The sequence below is a fragment of the Halomonas sp. SCS19 genome (genome assembly GCF_040147015.1).
Taxonomy (GTDB): domain Bacteria; phylum Pseudomonadota; class Gammaproteobacteria; order Pseudomonadales; family Halomonadaceae; genus Halomonas; species Halomonas litopenaei.
Genome location: NZ_JAMSHN010000001.1, coordinates 1,961,670 through 1,985,514, shown reverse-complemented (window position 1 = coordinate 1,985,514; position 23,845 = coordinate 1,961,670). Strand labels below are relative to the sequence as shown.

The following is a 23,845-nucleotide window of genomic DNA, read 5'->3' as shown; positions in this document are numbered from 1 at the left end:
GCGGCGGGCCAGTGGACGCTTACCAGCTCTGAGAGGACTTGAACTTCTCGAGACCCTGCTTCAGGCCGTCCTTGATCTCGTCGTTGTAGTCGCCAGACTCGTTGATCTTGTCGAGCAACTCGCCGTGCTCGGACTTCATGTACTCGTGGAGTGCATGTTCGAAGTCCAGCACCTTGTTGACGTCGACGTCGTCCAGGAAGCCTTCGTTGGCGGCAAACAGGGAGATCGCCATCTCGGCAACCGACATCGGCGAGTACTGCTTCTGCTTCATCAGCTCGGTGACGCGCTGACCGTGCTCGAGCTGCTTGCGGGTGGCTTCGTCCAGGTCGGAGGCGAACTGGGAGAAGGCCGCGAGCTCGCGGTACTGGGCCAGAGCCAGACGCACGCTGCCGCCGAGCTTCTTGATGATCTTGGTCTGTGCCGAGCCACCCACACGAGACACCGACAGACCGGCGTTGATGGCCGGGCGGATGCCTGAGTTGAACAGGTCGGTCTCGAGGAAGATCTGACCGTCGGTGATCGAGATCACGTTGGTCGGAACGAAGGCAGACACGTCGCCGGCCTGGGTCTCGATGATCGGCAGTGCGGTCAGCGAGCCGGTCTTGCCCTTCACTTCACCGTTGGTGAACTTCTCGACGTAGTCGGCGTTGACACGCGCGGCACGCTCGAGCAGACGGGAGTGGAGGTAGAAGACGTCGCCAGGGAAGGCTTCACGGCCCGGCGGACGACGCAGCAGCAGGGACACCTGGCGGTAGGCCACGGCCTGCTTGGACAGATCGTCATAGACGATCAGCGCGTCTTCACCGCGGTCGCGGAAGTACTCGCCCATGGTGCAGCCGGAGTAGGCGGCGAGGAACTGCATCGGGGCCGGATCGGCGGCGCCGGCGGCGACCACGATGGTGTGCTCCATGGCGCCGTGCTCTTCGAGCTTGCGCACCACGTTGGCGATGGTCGACTGCTTCTGACCGATGGCCACGTAGACACAGGTGACGCCGGTGCCTTTCTGGTTGATGATCGCATCGATGGCGATCGCCGACTTACCGATCTGACGGTCGCCGATGATCAGCTCACGCTGACCGCGGCCGATCGGCACCATGGCATCGATGGACTTGAAACCGGTCTGGATCGGCTCGTCGACGGACTGACGAGTGATGACGCCAGGTGCGACCTTCTCGACCGCGTCGGTTTCCTTGGTGCCCAGGTCGCCCTTGCCGTCGATGGGGTTACCGAGGGCGTCGACCACACGGCCGCGCAGTTCGGGACCCACCGGCACCTCGAGGATGCGACCGGTACACTGGGCAGTCATGCCCTCTTCCAGCTGCAGGTAATCACCCAGAACCACGGCACCGACGTTGTCGCGCTCGAGGTTCAGGGTCATCCCGAAGATGCCGCCGGGGAATTCGATCATCTCACCGAACATTGCGTCGGCGAGGCCGTGAATCTGCACGATACCGTCAGATACGCTGACGATCGTGCCCTGATTACGGGCTTCGGATGCGACGTCAAGCTTCTCGATACGCTGCTTGATGATGTCGCTGATCTCGGAAGGATTCAGTTGCTGCATGCCATGTCCCTCAGACTCAGGCGGAAAGGGCTTCCTGGAGGCGGTTCAATCGACCACGTACCGAACCGTCGATGACGGTGTCGCCGGCACGCAGGATCACGCCGCCCAGGAGCGTCTTGTCCACCTGAGTGGTAATGGAGATTTCGCGGTTCAGACGCTTGGCCAGTGCACTCGCGAGCGATTGTTCCTGGGCTTCGGCCAGCGGGAAGGCGGAAACAATTTCCACCTCTACCCGCTTTTCCTGCTGGGCCTTGAGCACCTCGAACTGCTCGGCGATGGCGCCGAGCGCCGCCAGGCGACCCTTCTGGCCGACCAGGCGAACGAAGTTCTTGAGGTCGTCATTGACGGCGTCACCACAGACGTCGACGACAACATCAGCCTTCTGTGCGCTGGACAGCTTGGGATTGCCGAGCACCCGGGCGCGCATGTCGTCGTCGCCGACGACCTGCGCGACCCTGGCCAGCATGCCGGACCATTCGTCGAGCGCGTCCTTGGCCACGGCGTGCTCAAAGGCAGCCTTGGCGTACGGGCGAGCGATAGTTGACGTTTCCGCCATGGGGCACCTCCTCAGAGCTCTTTGGCGAGTTTGTCGACGATGGCAGCGTGCTGCTTCTCGTCGATGGAGGACTCCAGGATTCGCTCAGCGCCCAGGACCGCCAGACGGGACACCTGTGCGCGCAGGTCTTCCTTCGCGCGTGCCACTTCCTGCTCGATCTCGGACTTGGCCTTGGCAATCATGCGCTCGCCTTCAAGGCGGGCGTCTTCGCGTGCCTGCTCGAGCTTCTGGTTGGCCTGTTTCTGGGCCTGTTCCAGGATCTCGGCCGCCTCTTGCTTGCTCTTGCGCAGGGTCTCGTCGGCCTCTTTCTCGGCCACCTCGAGATCACGCGCCGCACGGCTGGCAGCATCCAGACCATCGGCGATCTTCTTCTGGCGTTCCTGCAGAGCTTGCATGACCGGCGGCCATATAAACTTCATGCAGAACCAGACGAAGAACGCAAAGGCGATAGCCTGGCCGACTAGGGTAAGGTTCAGGTTCACGCCAGCACCTCTCGCGTTACGGGTTTGGGGTTAACGGATCGACGGCTCGGGACGAGCGGTCGGACATTAACCGACAAACGGGTTAGCGAAGGTGAAGAACAGCGCGATACCAACACCGATCATGGTCACGGCGTCCAGCAGGCCGGCGACGATGAACATCTTGACCTGCAGCATCGGAACCATTTCCGGCTGACGTGCAGCGCCTTCCAGGAACTTGCCGCCGAGGATACCGAAGCCGATGGCGGTGCCGAGTGCACCCAGGCCGATCAGCAGGGACACGGCGATGGCGGTCATACCCAGAACTTGTGCTTCCATGGTGGTCTCTCCAGTTTTTAGTTGAAACTAAGGTTTATCAGTGGGTTAGGGTTAAGGGTTTAGGGTTGAAGCGAAACCGTCAGTGCTTCTCCACCGCCATGCTCATGTAGACGATGGTCAGCATCATGAAGATGAAGGCCTGCAGGGTGATGACCAGGATATGGAACACCGCCCAGGTGAAGTGCAGCGGCAGCTGCCACAGGCCGATCATCGCGATCAAGATGAAGATCAGCTCACCGGCGTAGAGGTTGCCGAACAGTCGCAGGGCCAGGGAGATCGGCTTGGCGATCAGGGTCACGGTCTCGAGCAGGAAGTTGACCGGGATGAACAGCGCCTGGACCAGCTTGTTGGGTGAGTTGAACGGGTGCAGGGTAAGCTCACCGATGAAGCCGGAGAAGCCCTTGGCACGAATGGTGTAGAAGATGATCAGGCCGAACACGGACAGCGCCATGCCGAGGGTGGCATTGACGTCGGTGGTCGGCACCACCTTGAAGTAGACGTGGGCCGGGTCCGCGCCGAACAGGGCGCCGATCTTGGCCGCCAGCAGCGGCAGGAAGTCCACCGGCACCAGGTCCATCAGGTTCATCAGGAAGACCCAGCAGAAGATGGTCAGCGCCAGCGGCGCGATCAGCTTGCTCTTGCCGTGGAAGGTGTCCTTGACCGAGTTGTCGACGAACTCGACCATCAGCTCGACAAAGTTCTGCAGCGCACCAGGCACGCCGGTGGTAGCGGTGTTGGCCGCCTTCTTGAACAGCCACAGGAAGATCAGACCGAGACCGACGGACCAGCCGAGGGTATCGAGGTGAACGGCCCAGAAGCCCATATCGGAAGCTTCCTGGGCGGAATGGGCGATCGACCAGCCATTGTCCGGGTGCAGCCCGAAGGTCAGGTTCTGCAGGTGGTGCTGGATATATTCCGTCGGAGTCGGATTCGTGCCTGCCATGTCTGCCTCGTTGTCAGGTGTGCGACGGTCGTTTCACCAGCCAGGGCCCCAGCCAATGAACGAACAGCGTCACCACATAAGCGCCAAAGAAAAAAGTCGGGTTTGAGGGAGGCACTGCGATGAACACCAGGGTGAACAGCGCCGCCGTCAAACCGAACTTGCCGGCTTCCGCACGATAGAAATTGTTGACGATGGCCTTGGAGTAGCGCGCGCCCTGCGCCCGGAACACACACCAGGCAAAGAACACATTGGGCAAAAAGGCCACCAGCCCGCCCAGGGCCGCCGAGGAAGCGCCGGAGATACCGTCGATGCCAGCCGCCGCAACGCTGGTCAGCGCCAGCACAGCGAGCTGTGCCATCAGCAGGCGCTGCACCTGGGGTCGTTGGATCCTGGCCGCCAAGTGTCTCTCCCGACGCGCCTCTTGGCGCGAACTCGTCATCCATCGTGATCGCCGGCGACAGACCACCGGCAGACTCCGGCGCGATTATAGGGAAGCCCCCTAACGGCTTCAACCAAAGACGTGACGATTTGTCGTCACTTCGCGCTGGCTTACGACCAAATGCGGAGAAAAGGCCGCTAAAGTGATTAGCGACCTAAGTGGTTTACTGCGCTGATACGCGCAATCCGGTCGCTGTCTCTGGTCGTCGCCACTCAGCGGATGTGGCCCAGGATGCCGTCGAGCTCATCGAGGCTCGAGTACTGGATGGTGACCTTGCCCTTGCCGGCCTTGCCGTGGCTGATCTTGACCGGGGCGCCGAGCAGATCTGCCAGACGGGTCTCCAGCCGGGCCACGTCCTGATTCGGCGCAGTCTTGGCGGCCTTTGGCTTGCCATTGGCCAGTTGCTTGACCAGCGCCTCGGTGGCGCGCACGGTCAGGTCCTTGTTGACCACCTCATGGGCCGCCTTGCGCTGCTTGGCCGCCGGCAGGGTCAACAGGGCGCGGGCATGGCCCATGTCCAGGTCACCGCGTTCGAGCAGCGTCTGCACCTCGGGGTCCAGCGCCAGCAGGCGCAGCAGGTTGGTCACTTGGGTACGCGAACGGCCCACGGCATCGGCGACCTGCTGCTGGGTCAGTTCGAATTCATCGAGCAGACGCTTGAGCGCCAGCGCCTCCTCCACCGGGTTGAGGTTCTCGCGCTGGATGTTCTCGATCAGCGCCAGCGCCAGGGCCACCTCGTCGGTCACCTCGCGGATCACCGCCGGGATGACGTCCAGCTCGGCCAGCTGGGAGGCCCGCCAGCGGCGTTCACCGGCGATGATCTCATAGCGGTCGGGACCGATCGGACGCACCACGATGGGCTGCATCACGCCCTGGGCGCGGATCGAGTCGGCCAGCTCCTCCAGCGCCTCGGGCTGGATATCGCGCCTTGGCTGGTAGCGTCCACGGCTGAGCTGGCCCAGCGGCAGGCGCTCCAGACGTTCCTCCGGCGCGGGAGGCGGCACCACCGGGGCGTCTTCGTCGCCGTCGGTCGTCAGCTCGGCATCCACCTCGGGCAGATCGAGGCTCTCGCGGCGGCGGGCACCGGCCCCGATCAGCGCATCCAGTCCTCGTCCCAGGGCGCGTTTGCGCGTCATCGATTCATCCTCATCACAGCACGCTCAAAAATTCGACACTGCTGGCCCTTGCCACCGTGGCCGGGGCTACAGCGACAGCCGACGAATCAGTTCCTTGGCCAGCACCCGGTGGGCCTGGCTGCCCCGCGAGAAGCGTGCGTACTTGGTGACCGGCAGGCCGTGACTCGGCGCCTCGGCAACCCGCACGTTGCGTGGAATGGTGGTCTTGAGCAGGGCATCGCCGAAGTAGTCCCGCAGCTGCTTGCTGACGTCCCGGGTCAGGCTGTTGCGGGCGTCGAACATGGTACGCAGGATCCCGAAGATCTCGAGGCCCGGATTCACGCTGTCCTTGATCTGCTCGACGGTGTCGAGCAGCGCCGACAGGCCTTCCAGGGCATAGAACTCGCACTGCAGCGGTATCAGTACCCCATCGGCGGCGGTCAGCGCATTGACGGTGAGCATGTTCAGCGACGGCGGGCAGTCGATCATCACCACGTCGTACTCGCCGGCGACTTCGTCCAGCGCCTTGGCCAGCGCCCGCTCGCGGCCTTCACCACGATCGAGCAGCTCGACCTCGGCGGCGGTCAGGTCGCCATTGCCGGGCAGCAAGGCGTAGCCCGCCTCGGGGCAGTCGAGGATGACCTCCACCGGGCGCTTGTCGCCCAGGATGACGTCGAGCACGCTGCCCTCGAGGCTGTGCTTGTCGACACCACTGCCCATGGTGGCGTGGCCCTGGGGATCGAGATCGACCAGCAGTACGCGGCGATCCAGCGACGCCAGACTGGCGGCCAGGTTGACGGCAGAGGTGGTCTTGCCGACCCCACCCTTCTGGTTGGTCAAGGCGATGATTTTGGTCACGACGTCATCCTTGCGTGGAAATTCTCGGGTGGCTGGTGGCGGCAAAATCGTGAAAACCGAACCCCAAGCCCGAGCCTAGCGGCCCCCGGCCTCGGGTTCCAGCATAACCAGTTCTCGACCCGCTGACTCGTACGGCACCCTCAACGCATGGCGCGAGACACAGCGCACGTCGTCCTCCAGGCGTTCGAGCTCGCCGTCCACCGCCGGTCCCTTCATCGCCAGCCACTGGCCGTGGGGCGCCAGCAGCGGCCGGGTCAGCTCGACGAAGTCCTCGAGGCTGGCAAAGGCCCGCGAGATCAGTTGATCGAACCCGCCGTCGGCCGGGGTATAGGCTTCCACTCGCGCCTGGATCGGGGTCACCCGGGCGAGCCCAAGTTCCATCACCGCCTGACGCTGAAAGCGTACCTTCTTGCCGTTGCTGTCGAGCAGACTGACGTCGAGCTCGGGGTTGAGGATCGCCAGCACCAGGCCGGGCAGGCCAGGCCCCGCACCCACGTCGAGCACCCGTGGGCCCTTGACCCAGGGCAGCACCGCGGCGCTGTCGAGCACGTGGCGAGAGACCATGTCCAGCGGATCGCGTACCGCCGTGAGGTTATAGGCCCGGTTCCACTTGTGCAACAGACCCACCAGGGCCAGAAGCTGGTCAAGCTGGGCGGCGGTGGCCGTGATATCGAGGGCGGCAAGGCCCTCGCTCAAGCGCTCGTGCAGTCGCTGCTGCAGGGCCGGGGACATCGCCTGACTCATCCGCTGGCTACCTCGCGATCATCGAGCAACCGGCGTTTCTTGAGGTGAATCAGCAGGATCGATACCGCCGCCGGGGTCACCCCGCTGATCCGCCCGGCCTGGGCCAGGGTCTCCGGGCGCGCCTCGGCGAGCTTCTGGCGAATCTCGTGGGACAGCCCCTCGACTCGGCTGTAGTCGAGATCGGTCGGCAGGGCCATGGACTCGTGACGCTTGAGCTTGTCGATCTCGTCCTGCTGACGATCGATGTAGCCCTGGTACTTGGCCTGGATCTGGACCTGTTCGGCGACCGTCTCGTCGCTCACCGGCTCACCCTTGGCCGCAGCCACGTCGGCATAGCCGAGTTCCGGGCGCTTGAGCAGGTCCATCAGGCTGTACTCGCGGGCCAGCGGCTTGCCGGTGATTCGCTCGATGTCGGCGGCGGCATCGGTCCCGGGCTGCACCCAGGTGGCCTTGAGGCGGGCGCTCTCGCGCTCCACCGCTTCACGCTTGTCGCTGAACCGCGCCCAGCGCTCATCGTCCACCAGCCCCAGTGCGCGACCGTGTTCGGTCAGGCGCATGTCGGCGTTGTCCTCACGCAGCAACAGCCGGTACTCGGCGCGGGAGGTGAACATCCGGTAGGGCTCCTTGGTGCCCAGGGTGATCAGGTCATCCACCAGCACCCCGAGGTAGGCCTCGTCGCGGCGCGGACACCAGGCGTCGAGCGCCTTGGCGCGACGCGCGGCGTTGAGCCCGGCGAGCAGGCCCTGGGCCCCCGCTTCCTCGTAGCCGGTGGTGCCGTTGATCTGGCCGGCGAAAAACAGGTTGTGGATAAATTTGGTTTCCAGCGAGTGCTTCAGGTCCCGCGGATCGAAGAAGTCGTACTCGATGGCGTAGCCCGGACGGGTGATATGGGCCCGCTCGAGACCTTCGATGGAGCGCACCACCTTGAGCTGCACGTCGAAGGGCAAGGAGGTCGAAATACCATTTGGGTATAGCTCATGGGTATCCAGACCCTCCGGCTCGACGAACACCTGGTGGCTGGTCTTGTCGGCGAAGCGGTGGACCTTGTCTTCGATGGACGGGCAGTAGCGCGGCCCGACCCCTTCGATCACCCCGGAGAACATCGGCGAGCGATCGAGATTGTCGAAGATGATCTCGTGGGTGCGCTCGTTGGTATGGGCGATGTGGCAGCTGACCTGATGCGGATGCATGTCCCGTGATCCCAGGTAGGACATCACCGGAGTCGGACTGTCGCCCGGCTGTTCCTCGAGGCGCGAGAAGTCGACGCTCTTGGCATCGATGCGCGGCGGGGTGCCGGTCTTCAGGCGATCGACCCGAAACGGCAAGGCGCGCAGACGCTCGGCCAGGGCATTGGAGGGCGGATCCCCGGCACGACCACCACGGCTGTTGTCCAGCCCGATGTGGATCACCCCGCCGAGGAAGGTACCGGTGCACAGCACCACGGTTTCGGCCAGGAATCGCAGTCCAGTCTCGGTGACCACGCCGCGCACGGTGTCCTGGTCGACGATCAGGTCGCCGGCGGCCTGCTGGAACAGCGTCAGGTTCGGTTGGTTTTCCAGCATGCCACGAATCGCGGCCTTGTAGCGCACACGATCGGCCTGGGCACGGGTCGCCCGTACCGCGGGGCCCTTGCGGGCGTTGAGCACGCGAAACTGGATCCCGCCCAGGTCCGTCGCCAATCCCATGGCGCCGCCGAGGGCGTCGATTTCCTTGACCAGATGACTCTTGCCGATCCCGCCGATGGCGGGATTGCAGGACATCTGGCCCAGGGTCTCGATGTTGTGGGTCAACAGCAGGGTCTGGCAACCCATGCGGGCAGAGGCCAGGGCAGCTTCCGTTCCAGCATGGCCACCGCCGATGACGATGACGTCAAAGCGGTCGGGATACTCCAAGGTTCACCTCGTTCGGCGCAGCGCGCCAGCGGTCTGGATATTGGGTTCGTACGAAAAATAGCCGGCCAGTATAAACCCTCCTGTGGGTAAACGTCAGGGTTTTCCACACCCCGTCTGTCAGGCAGGAGCTTCACTTACCTACCTATAAAAAAATAAAAGAATAAGAAAGGAAGTTCTGTAGTGGTTGTAACTACTGGTGTGGACACTTTCTGTGGAAAAGCCATTTAAACCTACAAAAAACAAATAGATACAATGTTGATCCTTTGTTGGACAAGGGACGTACCAGCGTTTGATGGCGTGTTATCTGCCTGTGGACACAATCACGACTTGCCCACAGGGCTCGGCTTCCACCAGTTATCCACCGAGCTCGGGGGCGGTTGTCACCGCGACGGTGAACAACTCGCCGACTTGCCCACAGCCCCCGTGGCAGTGGGCTTCGCAGCCAAATGTGAAAAATCTTGTCCACAGCCCCAAAAAGCCAAAAAAACGCCCTGTCGATCACTCGACAGGGCGTTTCAGAGGCTCGAACGGGCGGTTTTTTTAGTGCTTGAGCACTCGCGCCAGGAAGCTCTGGGTACGTTCATTCTGCGGATTGTCGAAGACTTCTTCGGGCTTGCCCTGCTCGACGATCTCACCCTTGTGGATGTAGATCACGCGGTCGGCGACCTCCCGGGCGAAGCCCATCTCGTGGGTCACGATCATCATCGTCATGCCTTCTCTGGCGAGCTCACGCATGGCGTCGAGCACCTCACCGATCATCTCCGGGTCCAGCGCCGAGGTGGGCTCGTCGAACAGCATCAGACGGGGCTCCATGGCCAGTGCACGGGCCAACGCCACGCGTTGCTGCTGACCGCCGGAGAGCTGGGTCGGGTACTTGTCGGCCTGGTCCTTGATGCCGACCCGATCGAGCAGCCGTTCCGCGGTGGCCTCGGCCTTGTCACGGCTTTCGCCGCGCACCTTCATCGGGGCCAGGGTGACGTTGTCACGCACGCTGAGGTGAGGGAACAGGTTGAACTGCTGGAACACCATGCCGACCTCGGTGCGGATGGTCTGCAGCGCCTGGCTGGCCTTGCCGTCGGGCTTGAGGTCGTTGCCGTCGACCCTGAGGGCGCCCTGCTGGAATTCTTCCAGGCCATTGACGCAGCGGATGAGGGTCGACTTGCCGGAGCCACTGGCGCCGATGACGACCACCACTTCGCCCTGGGCCACCTCAAGGTCGATGTTCTTGAGCACGTGCAGCGAGCCGAAGTGCTTGTTGAGTTTGTCGATACGGACGATGGGCTCGCCCTGGGCGTGAGAGGCTGGGTTCATGTCGGAATTTTCCATGGGATGTTGCACCTCACTGGCCCACCAGGCCCTTGCGCTCGAGCATGCGCAGGGCGAAGGACAAGGAAAGGGTGATGGCAAGATAGAGCAGCGCCACCATCAGATAGACCTCCAAGGCGGTGAAGGTGGTGGCGATGTAGATCTGGCCCTGGCGCACCAGCTCGCCAACGCCGATGACGGCGAACAGCGAGGTGTCCTTGATGCTGATGATGGCCTGGTTGCCCAGCGCCGGGATCATGCGGCGGAAGGACTGGGGCCAGATGATGTAGCGGAAGGTCTGGCGGCGGGACAGGCCCAGCGACAGGCCGGCCTCGCGCTGGCCGCGCTCGATGGACTGCACACCACCGCGCACGATCTCCGAGATGTAGGCGCCGGAGTTGACGGCGATGGCAGCGATACCTGCGGTGACCGCATCGATGGGGCCACCAAGGATGCTCGGCAGGCCATAGAAGATGAACAGCACCTGCACCAGTACCGGGGTGCCGCGGAAGATTTCGATGTAGGCCACGGCGGGAACACGCAGCCAGGCGCTCGGGGAAATGCGCAACAGGCCGAAGATGATGCCGATGACAAAGCCGATGGCCAGACCGCCGAAGGAAATCAGCAGGGTATAGGGGATGCCGGTCAGCAGCTGGGGGATGGAGGACAGCGCCGCCGACCAGTCGAATTGGAAGTTGACGTCCACGAGTGGGTCTCCGTCATGCACGTGAAATCAGGACAAGGCGAGAGGCCTTGATGCCGGGGTCGAGACAGTGCCTCGGGGTGACGTCCGGGTAACACCAAGGGGGCCGGTCGTGTACCGGCCCCCATGAATCCCAGGTCGGTTGCCCAGGTCGCTATGGACTGCGATCACTCGCTGGTGGAACCAAACCACTTGGCGTGGATCTCGTCGTAGGTGCCGTCTTCCTTCATCGCCGCCAGGGCCTCGTTGACCGGCTCTACCCACTCGCTGCCCTTGACGAAGACGATGCCGTACTGCTGGCCTTCGTACAGCGGACCAACGACCTTGACCTTGCCTTCGCCACGGGTCTGGGAGAAGTAGCCGACGTTGGGGGCGTCGTAGAAGGCGGCATCGACGCTGCCACCGAGCAGGGCCATGTACATGTCGCTGGTGCCCGGATAGGGGGTGATCTCGGCGTCCTCGCCCAGGTTTTCCTGGAGGAAGTCATAGCTGGTGGAGCCGATCTTGGTGCCGATACGCATACCGGACAGGTCATCGATCTCGCTGACGCCTTCTTCGTCGGCGTTGACCAGGATCTTCAGACCGCTGTCGTAGTAGGGGTCGGAGAAGTCGACGATCTCGGCACGTTCGTCGGTGATGGTGATACCGGCGATGGCGATGTCGACGTTACCGGTCTGGACGGCGGGAATGATGCCGTTGAAGTCCATGGTGCGCAGTTCGTATTCGAAACCGGCACGCTCGGCCAGCTCGGCAATGATGTCCATGTCGAAGCCGACCATTTCGCCGGATTCCTGGTCCATCATCTCGAACGGCACGAAGCTCGGGTCGGTGGCCACGTTCAGGGTCTCGGCCTGGGCGCTGCCGATGACACCGAAGGCGAGCAGGGCGGAGGTAAGAGCGGCAGAAGTAAGGGCGGTTTTCATGATTTTCCCCAGTTGACGTTATTGTGAAATCCTCAACTACCATGGCGAGTTGCGGGGAAGGGGTCAAGTTGGGGGAGAATCCGCTGGGCCAACGCTGGTGGCGCCACGACACAACGCAAGACGCAGCCGGGAGGCTGCGTCGAGGGTGACATCAAGGGCTGCATCAAGCGCTGTCTGGAGAGGCGTGTTGCTGTCGCGTCGGCTGACGCGCAGCAAGGTCGCTACACCATAAAGGAGGCGCCGCAACCACAGGTGGTGGTGGCGTTGGGGTTCTGCACCAGAAAGCGCGCGCCGGCCAGGCCTTCTTCATAGTCGATGGTGGAGCCGACCAGGTACTGGTAGGACAGCGGGTCGACCACCAACGCGACATCGCCGAAGGGAATCTCGGTGTCGTCGTCGTTGACGCCGTCGGCCACGTCGAAGCCGTACTGAAATCCCGAGCAGCCGCCTCCCGTGACATAGACGCGCAGGGCGATGTTGCTGGCGCCGTCTTCGGCCATCAATGCCTTGAGTCGGCGCTGGGCGTTGTCGGACAGCAGTAGCGGGGTGGGGACAAAGGATTCGGCACCGCTCATGAGAGCTCCCGGGGTCGAGAAACAGGGTCAAAGCGGTCGATGTCGCGGATCAGCCGACGTCGACCGCATCGGTCATTATCCCCAAGCCAGAGTAAAAGGGTCAACTTTTCCTCGGAGGTAAGGTGCCTGTTACGTCGACATTCCCCCGCAGCAAGCGGGGGGATGGGCCTCAGGGCATCATCGCTGGGGCGTCGAGACCGGCGGTCTCGTCGAAGTCGAACATCAGATTGAGGGCGTGGATGGCCTGGCCGGAGGCGCCCTTGACCAGGTTGTCGATGACGGCCAGCACCACCACGGTGTCGCTGTTGCCGGGGCGATGTACGGCGATGCGGCAAAGGTTGGCGCCCTTGACGCTACGGGTCTCGGGATGGCTGCCGGCGGGCATCACGTCGACGAAGGGCTCGTTGGCGAAGCGGTCTTCGAACAGGCGCTGGAGATCACCGGGGTCGCCGGTCAGGCGCCCGTACAGGGTGGCATGGATGCCGCGGATCATCGGCGTCAGGTGGGGCACGAAGGTCAGCCCGACCTCACCCCCTGCGGCGTCGCCGAGCCCCTGGCGAATTTCCGGCAGATGACGATGGCCGGAGGCGCCGTAGGCCTTCATCGATTCACTGGCCTCGGCCAGCAGCGAGGGCACCTTGGCGCCACGGCCGGCACCGGTGACGCCGGACTTGCAGTCGGCGATCAGGTGGTCGGCGTCGATCAGCCCGGCTTCCAGCAGCGGCAGAAAGCCAAGCTGCACCGCGGTGGGATAGCAGCCGGGGACGGCGATCAGGCGGGCCTGGCGAATCTGATCGCGGCTGACCTCGGGCAGGCCGTAGACGGCTTCCTCGAGCAGACCCGGGGCGCCGTGAGGCTGGCCGTACCAGTCGGCCCAGACGCCGGCGTCGCGCAGGCGGAAGTCGGCTGACAGATCGATCACCCGGGTGCCTCGCTCCAGCAGATCGCCGGCCAGCGCGTGGGCGACGCCGTGGGGCGTGGCGAAGAACACCGCATCGCAGCGCGCCAGGCGCTCCGGGTCAGGCTCGGAAAAGCGCAGCTCGTCGTAGTGACCTCGCAGGTTGGGATAGAGTTCGGCCACGCCGAGGCCGGCTTCGCTTCGTGAGGTGATCGCGTCCACCTCCACCTCGGGGTGGCGCGCCAGCAGCCTGAGCAGTTCGACGCCGGTGTAGCCGGTGCCGCCGACGATTCCAACCTTGATCACGTAACGCTCCTTTGCACTTTGCTGTTTCAGCGCATTGCCATGGAAATGTGGCCGCCCGCAAGGCGAGCCGAATGGCCTGGCCACAGGCCTGCCTGGAGATTCTCGGGCCAGGCGATGGGGGTTCCGAGAGACGACGATGACGGCGGCCTGGGTGCCAAGTCACGTTCTATGATACACAAGAGATAGTCACCTAAGGTAAGCCTGCCTTTCATCTTGCGTCAGGGACTCGACCCTTCGCTCTCAAGGAAGCGACCCACACCTCCATGCGCCTGCCCGATCTCAGTCTTGATGCCTTCCGTCGCCAGCTGGCGAGCGTCGACGCCCTGCCGCAACTGTGCGTGCTGGGGGTGGTGACGGGGCTGATCACCGGCAGTCTGATGGTGGTCTTCCGGCTGGCGTTGATGGTCGGCGCCATGCTGGTGATGCCCTACGACGATCCCGAAGCCTTCGAGCAGTTGTCTACCGGCCTGCGCATGGTGCTGCCGATCATCGCGGTGACGGTGATTGGTGTGCTGCTGTGGCGTCAGCCACTGGCTGCCCGCAAGATCGGCGTCAGCCATGTGATCGAACGCCTGACCTATCACCAGGGCCGCTTTCCGCTGCGCAACTGGTTGAACCAGTGGTGGGTGGGGGTGGTGTCGGTGGTCGGGGGGCTGTCCGCCGGGCGCGAAGGCCCGGCGATCCACCTGGGCGCCGCCGCCTCCAGTGGCCTCGGCCAACTGCTGCGCCTGCCCCACAACAGCCTGCGGGTGCTGGTGGCCTGCGGCACCGCGGCAGGTATCGCCGCCTCCTTCAATACGCCCATCGCCGGGGTCATCTTCGCCATGGAGGTGGTGATGATGGAATACACCATCGTTGGCTTCATGCCGGTCATCCTGGCGGCCTGCATGGGAGCCCTGGTCTCCCAGCTGGTCTATGGCGCCGACCCTGCCTTCGCGGTTCCCGATCTGTCCATGGGCTCGCTGTTCAATATCTACTGGATCGCCGCCATGGCCTTCGGTATCGGTCTGCTGGCGGGTCTGTTCATCCATGTCTCGCGCTCGGAGCGCATCGCCAGTCTGCCGCTGTGGTGGCGCCTGGCACTGGTCGGTGCCCTGGCGGCGCTGTTGGCCTGGTGCTACCCCCAGGTCCAGGGCATCGGCTACGACAGCCTGTCCGATGCGCTGTTCAATCGTTTGACGCTGGATATTCTGATGGCGCTGGTGCTGGGCAAGCTGCTGCTGACTGCCTTCGCGGTAGGCTGCGGAGTGCCGGTGAGCATCATCGGCCCGGTGCTGGTGGTGGGCGCGGCCGCCGGGGCGCTGTTCGGCATTGCCGGGGGCTGGATGTGGCCGGACAAGGCCGCAGACCCTGGGCTATTCGCGATGATCGGCATGGCGGCGATGATGGGGGCGGTGCTGCAGGCGCCGCTGGCGGCGCTGATGGCCCTGCTCGAACTGACCCATATGCCGCATATTCTGTTGCCGGGCATGCTGGCGGTGGTGGTGTCCTGCCTGACCGCGCGCCAGCTGTGTCGCTGTGACGGCTTCTTTATCAGCGTCAAGCGCCATGGTCTGCACCCCCTTCAGCAACCGTTGATGCAGGCGTTGTCGCGGGTGTCGGTGCCGGCGGTGATGGAGCGCAGCCTGGTGCGCACCAGACGACGGATCTCGGAGACCCAGGCTCGGGCATTGCTCGAGGCCAAACCGGTGTGGATCATCATCGAACGTTCCACCGACGACAAGCCGACCCTGGCGCTGAAGGCGGCCGACCTCGCGCGTTATCTGCTCGAGCAGCAGGAGCAGCAGCAGCAGCAGGAACAGCGGGAGAAACAGGAACACAAGGCGGCGCCGGAAGATCAGCGCGAAGCCAGCGACGACAATGCTGCCATGGATGTGTTGATGGACAAGGGGGGCGCCCCCGGTGGCCAGGCGGATGTCATCGCGGGCAAGAACGTCGATCGCTCGCCACCGCCGGTGTCACCAGCGGCGTCCAGCCCCGATGAAGACAAGGAGGCGTTGCTGGACCTGCTGGAAATCCCCGGCCAGCGACTGGACCTGGTGGCCATCCACCTGCAGGCGACCCTGACCGAGGCGCTGAACGTGCTGAACGAAAGCAAGGTGGATGGACTCTACGTGGAACACGGCTATCGACCGAAGCAGAAGCGAATTTCCGGTATCATCACCCGGGATGCCATTGAGCGGTACTACCGCCTGTCTGATCCATCCACAGCCTGAGGAGTCGCCATGTATCTGTGGATAAAAGCCTTTCACCTGATGTCGATCGTGACCTGGTTCGCCGCCATGTTCTATCTGCCACGGCTCTACGTGTACCACGCCATGGCCCGGGACAAGGGCGAGTACGCCAGCATGGATACCTTCATGGTGATGGAACGCAAGCTCTATCGCGGCATCATGACACCTTCGATGGTGGCGGTATTGCTGCTGGGGGCCCTGCTGGTGTGGTTGAACCCGGCCCTGATGAGCCAGGGCTGGCTGCACGCCAAGCTGGCGCTGGTGGTGGCGCTGGTGGCCTATCACCATGTCTGCCTGATCTACCTGAAGCAGCTGGCCGAGGATCGTTGCCGTCGCAGTGCCACCTTCTTTCGTGTGTTCAATGAACTGCCGGTGCTGGCACTGGTGGCTATCGTGATCCTGGCCGTGGTGAAACCCTTTTGAATAGCCTGAGTCCTTCGACTTCGCCCCACCTGCCGATGGTGCTGGTGCTGGCCGGGCATGACCCGACCGGCGGTGCCGGCCTGGTGGCCGACGCCGAGAGCGTGGCCGCCTGCGGAGGCTGGGCGCTGACCGTGCCTACCGCACTGACGGTACAGGACCTCGTCGACGTCCAGGCGGTGCACCCGGTGCCGGCCTCGACCATTCGCCAGGCGGCCGCAGCGCTGGAGAGCCTGCCGATCGCGGCGATCAAGATCGGTTTGATCGCCGACCTCGAGGCGCTGGACGCGGTGGTCGATGTGGTGCGCCGCCGGCCCGGTGTGCCGGTGGTTGCCGATCCGGTGCTCAAGGCGGGGGGCGGATCACCGCTTGCGACCCAGGAGCTGATCGACGCCTACTTCGAGCGTCTGCTGCCGAGGGTCGATATCCTGACCCCCAATCGCGGCGAACTGGCACGCCTGGCCGGGCTCGACTACCAGGATGATACCGAGCGCTGTGTCAGTCTGATGCACCAGGGCTGTCAGGCGGTGCTGGTGACCGGCACCGATGATCCCCAGGGCCAGACGGCCAAGGGGCGTGTCGCCCATACCCTGCATACTCCGGACAGCGATCGTCAGTGGACCTGGCCCCGCTTGCCGGCGACCTTTCATGGTTCCGGTTGTACCCTGGCCGCTGCTGTGGCTACGCGACTGGCGGCGGGAGAAAGTCTGGTGCAGGCTTGTGAGCAGGCTCAGGTGTTTGCCTGGCAGGCGCTGGCCCATGGCTGGACGCCCGGCCAGGGGCAGTCGTTGCCTCGCCGGCTGTGGAAAATGCCGACGCCGCGCTTTTCGCCGGACGAGGTCAAGGTATGATGGCGACACGGCAGTCGGCATGAGAGACCCCGATCAGCCCCTGTTGGAAGGTATTGGCGCCCAATTCACCGGGTTATCCCATGCCCTCCACAGGGTTATCCACAGGCGGTGTCGCGCTGAATCGATGTCTGTGGCATCGATGATTGAATTTCACTTTTGGGCAAAGAGGTTGCCATGACCACATCCGCTGAGCTCTTCGAACAGGCCTGTCGGCACATTCCCGGTGGCGTCAACTCACCGGTGCGCGCGTTCAAGGGGCTGCATCGTCCGCCGGTGTTCATGGAGAGCGCAAAGGGCGCCTACCTTTTCGATGTCGAAGGCAAGCGCTACGTCGACTACGTGGGCTCCTGGGGACCGATGATCACCGGCCATGCCGATCCCGACGTGCTGGGCGCGGTGCGCGAGCGCCTCGACAAGGGCCTGTCCTTCGGTACCCCGACCGCGGTCGAGACCACCATGGCGGAGCTGATCTGCGAGATCATTCCGAGCATCGAGATGGTGCGCATGACCAACTCGGGCACCGAGGCGACCATGTCGGCGATTCGCCTGGCCCGTGGCTTCACCGGGCGGGACAAGATCGTCAAGTTCGAGGGCAACTACCATGGTCACAGCGATTCGCTGCTGGTCAAGGCGGGGTCCGGCGCGCTGACTCACGGTGAGCCCAGTTCTCCCGGGGTGCCCGCCGCTCTGGCCGAACATACCATCACGCTGTCCTACAATGACATCGACGAGGTGGAGCGCTGTTTCGAGGAGATCGGCAGTCAGATCGCCTGCATCATCGTCGAGCCGGTGGCCGGCAACATGAACTGCATCCCGCCGAGTGCCGACTTCCTCAAGACCCTGCGCCAGGTCTGTGACCGCCACCAGAGTGTGCTGATCTTCGACGAGGTGATGACCGGTTTCCGTGTCGCCCTGGGTGGCGCCCAGGCACACTTCGGCGTGACCCCGGATCTGACCTGTCTCGGCAAGATCGTCGGTGGCGGCATGCCGGTGGGTGCCTTCGGTGGCAGCCGCGAGATCATGAGCGAACTATCGCCGCTGGGGCCGGTGTACCAGGCCGGCACCCTGGCCGGTAATCCGCTGGCCATGGCGGCGGGGGTGGCACTGCTGACCAAACTGAAAGAGCCGGGCTTTCACAAGGCCCTGGCGCAGCGTGTCGAGACCCTATGCAACGGGCTTGAAAGCCGGGCACGCGAGGCTGGTATCGACATGATCACCCAGCGCGTGGGAGGGATGTTCGGGGTATTCTTCACCGCCCAGAGCAGCGTCGAGAACTTTGCCCAGGCCACCGCCTGTGACGCCGATGCCTTCCGCCGTTTCTTCACCGCCATGCTCGAGCAGGGAGTCTACCTGGCGCCGTCGGCCTACGAGGCTGGCTTCATGTCCAGTGCACACACGCCGGAGGATATCCAGGTGACCCTGGACGCTGCCGAGAAAGCCTTCGCCCAGATGACGACCCAGGCCTGACAGGAGCCGACCATGACTGGCAATGACGCCGCTTCGCCGGACACCGCGCTGGAGCCCTTTACCCTGGAAGAACTGCTGGACGCGCTGGCCGAGTTTCACGCCGAGCCGTTGCCGCCGGAGAGCGATTTGCCGGAACCGCTGACGGTGCTCAAGCACCGCAGCGAGGCCGAGTTCTCGGCCTGTCGATCCCTGCTGACCGGGGACGAGGACGTCGAGCGCCTGGACGCCCTCAAGGTGTGGCTGGATCAGGAATTCGATCGTCTCGCTCCGATCATCGAGGTGCGCAAGGATCGCCTGCGTCCCAGCCGTTGGTACATGGAGTACTCCGATGTACGTCTGTGTGACAACGGGCGTCTGGTGGTCGCCCAGAGTGCTGCCCAGGATCCCAAGCCCTTCGACTATCCCGAGATGGCAGATCCCGGCCATGACCTGGCGAGTCTCAGGGTGGAACTCGAACTGCGTGGCGAGATGACGCTCTCCCATCAGGCGCTGGATGGCTATCTACGTCGCAGTGGCGACTACGAGCTGGCACGGATCCTGTCACTGTTGCAGGTCATCGAGTCCATGGCGGGCATGCGCCGTGCGCTGCAGCGCCGCCAGGTGAGCGGCCAGGAGCGTCCGTCGCTGATGGCCGAGACCATGAACAGTTTCCGCCGCTACCTGACCCTGGCGGAGCGCCACGCGGAGTTCCGCTTTCCGCCGCTGGTGATCGGCGTCGGGGTGTCGGGCAGCGGCAAGAGCCGCTTCACCCGTACCCTGGTGGGACGCCAGGGGGCGGTGCGACTGAGCTCTGATGTTCAGCGCCTGGTGCTGCATGGATTCAATCCACAACAGGGTAGTGACGATCTGCCTGTGGATATCTATACCCGCGAGGCCACCGACAAGACCTACCAGCGCCTGGCCGCCTGCGCCGGGATTCTGCTGGACGCCGGTTACATGGTCTGTGTCGACGGCACCTTCCTCGAGCGCAAGCAGCGCGAGCTGTTGCGCTGGCAGGCCGAGGCCCGGGGACTGCCGGTGCTGCTGGTAAGCTTCGAGGCCGACGACGAAACGCTAAGACGTCGCATCAGCAAACGTGCGGTGCGCAATGAGCGGGACGAATCGTTGAGCCTGGCGGTGCTGGCGGCACAGCAGGACGCGTTCGAAGACTTCACCGACGAGGAACGCCTGCACCTGGTGCGGCTGGACAGCACGGCCGACAACGCGGCGGAGACCTTGGCCAGCCTGATCGAAGAGCACATACGCGTGTTGTAAGAGACCAGCCAGGTATCCTTCTCCACCAACAAGGACGCCGGCGATGCCGGCGTCCTTGTTGGCTGCACCTGTGTTGTCGATGCAGTCGCTTCATTCCGTTGCTCGATCTCAGCCGATAGGCGTCTGTGCCCCCGTCGTTCCAGGGCTCGGTCGTCGAGCCTTAGCGTGTCGCAGTGGAGCGTCGAGGTGGCGGTGCGCCGAGATTCTGGCGTGCCCAGTTGACCGCCTGCAGGCGATTGCTGACGCGAATCTTCTTGAACACGTTGTACAGGTGAGACTTTACGGTGTGTTCGCTGACGCACAGGCGTTCGGCAATTTCCATGTTGGAGGCGCCGGAGCCCAGCAGTCCGATGATCTCCATCTCGCGCTGGGTCAGGCCACAGGCCGGTCGATAGGCATTGAGCTGCTGGCGGCGGGAGAACTCGATCAGGCGAGTCATCAGTGAGCGTGACATCCACAGATCGTCGGTCTCGAACAGCTTGGCGATGCCCTTGCAGATACTGTCGAGGCTGTCCTGACGATAGAAGACCCCTCGCAGATGCATGAAGGACAGCACCTCCAGCGCATGCTCTTCGTCACGCAGGTTGAAGGCGGTGAGCAACAGGCCGCTGTGGCGTGCACTGACGTCCTGCCAATGCTGCATGGCGGCGTCGTCGACGTGGTCGGCGTCCATCAGTACCAGCACCTGCTGACTGTCATCGATCTCGATGGTGTCGGCGGGGGCGGCGATGGAGACAGGGCAGTGGAATTGGTCCTTGATATAGTTGATGAAGAGCAGTGACTGAGGGTTGTGGTCAGTCACCAGCACTATCTGTCCTGTGTTGTTGCTCATCGTCGTGTCTCCGTGCACCCGCAGACGCCTGCTGACAGGGATGGGTATGACTAGTAAGTGGTGACCATTATGGGCCTATTTCATTCATTTTGTAAGGTTCTGTAACTACTGCACAGTAAAGTTAGGCTTGATACACGGTTGTACCGAAATATTTCATACCTTGGTCCTAGAAAATAGCGAATTTTCGGACAGTTTCCCGGTATTTTTTGAATCTTTTTTCCAACTTTGTGCTTAAACGGCATTCAAACCGCGCATGATAGAGTATAGGCAAACATGCCGGCATAGTGCCGACGTGTCTTCTATCGAACTACCCATCAAGAGCGACGCCATGAGTCAACTTACCGAACTGGTGCTGGCCAGTGGAAACGCCGGCAAGCTCAAGGAACTGGGCGCGCTGCTGGCGCCACTGGGCATCAAGGTTCACGCCCAGTCGGAGTTTGCCGTTCCCGAGGTCGAGGAAACGGGACTGACCTTTGTCGAAAATGCCCTGCTCAAGGCGAGGGAAGCCAGCCGTATCAGCGGCCTGCCGGTGCTGGCCGACGACTCCGGGCTCGCCGTGGATGCACTCGATGGTCGCCCCGGTATCTATTCCGCCCGCTTTGCCGGTGAACCCAAGGACGACGGTCGCAATAACGACAAGTTGCTCGAGGCCATGGCCGAGGTGCCCGAGGGGAGCCGTGGTGCCAGCTACTGGTGCGTGCTGGTGCTGCTCGAGCATCCCGAGGATCCAGTGCCACTTATCGTCCAGGCCGACTGGCGTGGCGAGATCCTGGCCCATCCGCGCGGTGAGGGCGGCTTTGGCTATGACCCACTGTTCTGGCTGCCGGACCAGGGCGCCAGCGCCGCCGAACTCGGCGCGGCGGAGAAGAACCGACTGAGTCATCGCGGTCGCGCCCTCTCGGCGCTGCTGCTCGAACTCGAGCGTCGGTCGAGTTCGTGATGGTGTCTCGTCTTCCGCCGCTGGCGCTGTATGTCCATGTGCCCTGGTGCGTGCGCAAGTGTCCCTACTGTGACTTCAATTCCCACGGTGTCGGGCGCGGCGCCGAACTCCCCGAAGAGGCCTATCTGGCGGCTTTGATCGACGACCTGCGCAGCGATGCCAGGCTTGCCGACGGACGCGAGCTGGTCAGCATCTTCATCGGCGGCGGCACACCGAGTCTGATGTCTGGAGATTTCTATCGCCGATTGCTGGATACGGCGAGCCAGCTGGTGCCTTTCGCCTCGGATATCGAAATTACGCTGGAAGCCAACCCGGGGACGCTGGAGCGTGGCCGCTTTGCCGACTATCGCCGTGCCGGCATCAACCGGCTGTCGCTTGGCGTGCAGAGTTTTCACGACGAACAGCTTTCGGCGCTGGGTCGTATCCATGGCGGCGAGGACGCCGAGCGCGCCTTCGATGAGGCTCGCCGAGCCGGATTCGACAATCTCAATCTGGACTTGATGCATGGCTTGCCGGGGCAGACCCCGGAGCTCGCGCTTGCCGACCTGGAGCGGGCCATCACGCTGGCGCCGGAACACCTGTCCTGGTATCAGCTGACGCTGGAGCCCAATACCGAGTTTCATGCCAAGCCACCGCGGCTACCGGAAGAAGAGGTGCTGTGGGATATCCAGGACCTGGGCCACGAGCGTCTCGAGGCGGCAGGGTTTCAACGCTATGAGATCTCGGCCTACTCGAAGCCCGGGCGTCGGGCGCGTCACAACCTCAACTACTGGTGCTTCGGCGACTATCTGGGGATCGGCGCCGGTGCCCACGGCAAGATCAGCCAGCCGGGCGAGTCGGGCTTCCACATCGAGCGTCGCTGGAAGACTCGCCAGCCCGAGGCTTACCTGCGGCGACATCAGGATCCACGGGGTTTCGTGGCCGGTCATCGACGGGTGAAGCCTGACGAGGTGGCGCTGGAATTCGCGATGAACGCACTGAGACTGGTCGACGGGGTATCGCTGGATACCTGGTGTGCACACACAGGACGCTCTGTGGCAGAGTTGTCGCCAAAGATCGACAAGGCGCGTGAAAAGGGACTTATTGTGCAAGACGCCGCCAGGGTTCAAGCTTCTGCGCAAGGTCTATTATTCTTGAACGACCTTTTGACCCTGTTCAGCGAAGACTGAAAGGGATGATGTACCACATGGAAGGAGACGTTGACGCCATGAGCAGCAAGACTCGACTGATCGCCCCGCTGGCAGCCGCCGTGATTCTGGCTGGCTGCTCCACAACGGATCCTTACACTGGCCAGACCGATCGCAACAACACCGGCATTGGCGCCGCTGTGGGTGCCGCCGTCGGTGCCGCAGCCGGCGCCATCAGTGGCGACGGCAGCACCAGCAAACGTGACCGTGCCTTGATTGGTGCCGCTGCGGGCGCCGCCGTGGGCGGTGGCATCGGTGTCTATATGGATCGCCAGGAAGAACAACTGCGTCAGAGCATGCAGGGTACCGGGATCGACGTGGAGCGCCAGGGTGACAACATCGTGCTCAACATGCCGAGTAGCGTGACCTTCGGCTTCGACTCCGCCGACCTGACCGGCGGCGCCACCAGCGCCCTCAACGACGTGGCCAACGTGCTGACCCAGTATCCGGAAACCCGCGTCAATATCGCCGGCCACACCGACTCTACCGGCGACGCCAGCTACAACCAGCGTCTGTCCGAGCGTCGTGCTCAGTCGGTGGGCAGCTACCTCCAGGGGCAGGGTGTTGCCTCCGGTCGTCTGTACGTGAGCGGCTACGGTGAAAACCAGCCGATCGCCAGCAACAACACCGAAGAAGGTCGCGCCCAGAACCGTCGCGTCGAGATTACCCTGACGCCGACCGGTCAGCAGGGGTAAGGCGATTCGGCTGCCTGACCTGTATAAGGGAGGCCTGCCCCTCGGCGGGCTTCTCTATTCTCCAGGGGCAGGGTGTCGCCTCCGGTCGCCTGTACGTGAGCGGCTACGGTGAAAACCAGCCGATCGCCAGCAACAACACCGAAGAAGGTCGCGCCCAGAATCGTCGCGTCGAGATTACCCTGACGCCGACCGGCCAGCAGGGGTAAGGCGACTCGGCCGCCTGTATGAGGGAGGCCTGCCCCTCGGCGGGCTTCTCTCGCTTGCGTCGATAGCCCGTAGCTGAAGTCGCGACGTTGCAGCGACTGCAACGGCAAGGCCCGCACCTCTCGACAGAGGCGCGGGCCTTT

At 63.5% G+C, this 23,845-nt stretch carries 24 protein-coding genes; 8 read left to right on the top strand and 16 right to left on the bottom strand.

The window, feature by feature from the left end:
• Positions 1–19: 19 nt before the first annotated feature.
• The 15 genes from atpA to argC form a co-directional block, all read right to left on the bottom strand.
• Entirely contained in the window at positions 20–1,564 is a 1,545-nt protein-coding gene (gene atpA, locus NFH97_RS08595; protein ID WP_045992709.1) for a F0F1 ATP synthase subunit alpha, read from the bottom strand.
• 16 nt (positions 1,565–1,580) lie between these two features.
• Positions 1,581–2,120: a F0F1 ATP synthase subunit delta gene (locus NFH97_RS08590; protein WP_045992710.1), complete on the bottom strand. Its 540-nt coding sequence runs from the start codon at positions 2,118–2,120 to the stop codon at positions 1,581–1,583.
• An 11-nt stretch (positions 2,121–2,131) separates the two neighbouring features.
• Positions 2,132–2,602 (bottom strand): F0F1 ATP synthase subunit B, encoded by a 471-nt coding sequence (locus NFH97_RS08585; protein ID WP_045992711.1) that lies wholly within the window; start codon positions 2,600–2,602, stop codon positions 2,132–2,134.
• Positions 2,603–2,668: 66 nt separating this feature from the next.
• Positions 2,669–2,917, bottom strand: a complete 249-nt coding sequence (gene atpE, locus NFH97_RS08580) for a F0F1 ATP synthase subunit C (protein WP_045992712.1) — start codon at positions 2,915–2,917, stop codon at positions 2,669–2,671.
• Between the two features lie 79 nt (positions 2,918–2,996).
• Positions 2,997–3,860, bottom strand: coding sequence for a F0F1 ATP synthase subunit A (atpB, locus tag NFH97_RS08575; protein ID WP_045992713.1), 864 nt, complete (start codon positions 3,858–3,860; stop codon positions 2,997–2,999).
• Positions 3,861–3,873: 13 nt separating this feature from the next.
• Complete coding sequence (locus NFH97_RS08570) at positions 3,874–4,233, bottom strand: ATP synthase subunit I (protein WP_231498561.1); 360 nt, start codon at positions 4,231–4,233, stop codon at positions 3,874–3,876.
• Positions 4,234–4,511: 278 nt separating this feature from the next.
• Positions 4,512–5,435 (bottom strand): ParB/RepB/Spo0J family partition protein, encoded by a 924-nt coding sequence (locus NFH97_RS08565; RefSeq protein WP_222567990.1) that lies wholly within the window; start codon positions 5,433–5,435, stop codon positions 4,512–4,514.
• 66 nt (positions 5,436–5,501) lie between these two features.
• Positions 5,502–6,272: a ParA family protein gene (locus tag NFH97_RS08560; protein WP_045992716.1), complete on the bottom strand. Its 771-nt coding sequence runs from the start codon at positions 6,270–6,272 to the stop codon at positions 5,502–5,504.
• A 75-nt stretch (positions 6,273–6,347) separates the two neighbouring features.
• Positions 6,348–7,004: a 16S rRNA (guanine(527)-N(7))-methyltransferase RsmG gene (gene rsmG, locus NFH97_RS08555; RefSeq protein WP_349624688.1), complete on the bottom strand. Its 657-nt coding sequence runs from the start codon at positions 7,002–7,004 to the stop codon at positions 6,348–6,350.
• An 8-nt stretch (positions 7,005–7,012) separates the two neighbouring features.
• The gene (gene mnmG, locus NFH97_RS08550) at positions 7,013–8,908 is read right to left on the bottom strand and encodes a tRNA uridine-5-carboxymethylaminomethyl(34) synthesis enzyme MnmG (protein WP_349624687.1); all 1,896 of its coding nucleotides are present in this window, start codon (positions 8,906–8,908) and stop codon (positions 7,013–7,015) included.
• Between the two features lie 540 nt (positions 8,909–9,448).
• Positions 9,449–10,219 (bottom strand): amino acid ABC transporter ATP-binding protein, encoded by a 771-nt coding sequence (locus tag NFH97_RS08545; RefSeq protein WP_045992719.1) that lies wholly within the window; start codon positions 10,217–10,219, stop codon positions 9,449–9,451.
• Positions 10,220–10,247: 28 nt separating this feature from the next.
• Complete coding sequence (locus NFH97_RS08540; RefSeq protein WP_045992720.1) at positions 10,248–10,919, bottom strand: amino acid ABC transporter permease; 672 nt, start codon at positions 10,917–10,919, stop codon at positions 10,248–10,250.
• 164 nt (positions 10,920–11,083) lie between these two features.
• Positions 11,084–11,839 (bottom strand): transporter substrate-binding domain-containing protein, encoded by a 756-nt coding sequence (locus tag NFH97_RS08535; RefSeq protein WP_108131957.1) that lies wholly within the window; start codon positions 11,837–11,839, stop codon positions 11,084–11,086.
• 221 nt (positions 11,840–12,060) lie between these two features.
• Complete coding sequence (gene erpA, locus NFH97_RS08530; RefSeq protein ID WP_108131956.1) at positions 12,061–12,414, bottom strand: iron-sulfur cluster insertion protein ErpA; 354 nt, start codon at positions 12,412–12,414, stop codon at positions 12,061–12,063.
• 169 nt (positions 12,415–12,583) lie between these two features.
• A complete protein-coding gene (argC, locus tag NFH97_RS08525) occupies positions 12,584–13,618 on the bottom strand; it encodes an N-acetyl-gamma-glutamyl-phosphate reductase (RefSeq protein ID WP_045992723.1) in 1,035 nt (344 codons plus the stop codon).
• A 263-nt stretch (positions 13,619–13,881) separates the two neighbouring features.
• Between argC and NFH97_RS08520 the strand changes: the two genes are divergently transcribed.
• From NFH97_RS08520 to NFH97_RS08500, 5 genes are all read left to right on the top strand, one after another.
• Positions 13,882–15,834 (top strand): chloride channel protein, encoded by a 1,953-nt coding sequence (locus tag NFH97_RS08520; protein WP_349624686.1) that lies wholly within the window; start codon positions 13,882–13,884, stop codon positions 15,832–15,834.
• A 9-nt stretch (positions 15,835–15,843) separates the two neighbouring features.
• Positions 15,844–16,275, top strand: a complete 432-nt coding sequence (hemJ, locus tag NFH97_RS08515; protein ID WP_045992725.1) for a protoporphyrinogen oxidase HemJ — start codon at positions 15,844–15,846, stop codon at positions 16,273–16,275.
• Between the two features lie 35 nt (positions 16,276–16,310).
• Entirely contained in the window at positions 16,311–17,123 is an 813-nt protein-coding gene (thiD, locus tag NFH97_RS08510; RefSeq protein WP_213229534.1) for a bifunctional hydroxymethylpyrimidine kinase/phosphomethylpyrimidine kinase, read from the top strand.
• Positions 17,124–17,297: 174 nt separating this feature from the next.
• A complete protein-coding gene (gene hemL / locus NFH97_RS08505) occupies positions 17,298–18,590 on the top strand; it encodes a glutamate-1-semialdehyde 2,1-aminomutase (protein ID WP_045992727.1) in 1,293 nt (430 codons plus the stop codon).
• A 12-nt stretch (positions 18,591–18,602) separates the two neighbouring features.
• Complete coding sequence (locus NFH97_RS08500; protein ID WP_045992728.1) at positions 18,603–19,844, top strand: P-loop nucleotide/nucleoside kinase family protein; 1,242 nt, start codon at positions 18,603–18,605, stop codon at positions 19,842–19,844.
• A 160-nt stretch (positions 19,845–20,004) separates the two neighbouring features.
• Here NFH97_RS08500 and NFH97_RS08495 read toward each other — a convergent pair whose 3' ends face one another.
• Entirely contained in the window at positions 20,005–20,676 is a 672-nt protein-coding gene (locus tag NFH97_RS08495; protein WP_045992729.1) for a LuxR C-terminal-related transcriptional regulator, read from the bottom strand.
• A gap of 328 nt (positions 20,677–21,004) precedes the next feature.
• Between NFH97_RS08495 and rdgB the strand changes: the two genes are divergently transcribed.
• The 3 genes from rdgB to NFH97_RS08480 are packed head-to-tail and all read left to right on the top strand — an operon-like array spanning position 21,005 to position 23,498.
• Positions 21,005–21,616, top strand: coding sequence for an RdgB/HAM1 family non-canonical purine NTP pyrophosphatase (rdgB, locus tag NFH97_RS08490; protein ID WP_349624685.1), 612 nt, complete (start codon positions 21,005–21,007; stop codon positions 21,614–21,616).
• Entirely contained in the window at positions 21,616–22,785 is a 1,170-nt protein-coding gene (gene hemW / locus NFH97_RS08485; RefSeq protein WP_349624684.1) for a radical SAM family heme chaperone HemW, read from the top strand. The genes rdgB and hemW overlap by 1 nt, the downstream gene beginning before the upstream one ends.
• A 38-nt stretch (positions 22,786–22,823) precedes the next feature.
• Positions 22,824–23,498, top strand: coding sequence for a YiaD family glycine zipper/OmpA-like lipoprotein (locus tag NFH97_RS08480; protein ID WP_045992732.1), 675 nt, complete (start codon positions 22,824–22,826; stop codon positions 23,496–23,498).
• The last annotated feature ends 347 nt before the right edge of the window (positions 23,499–23,845 follow it).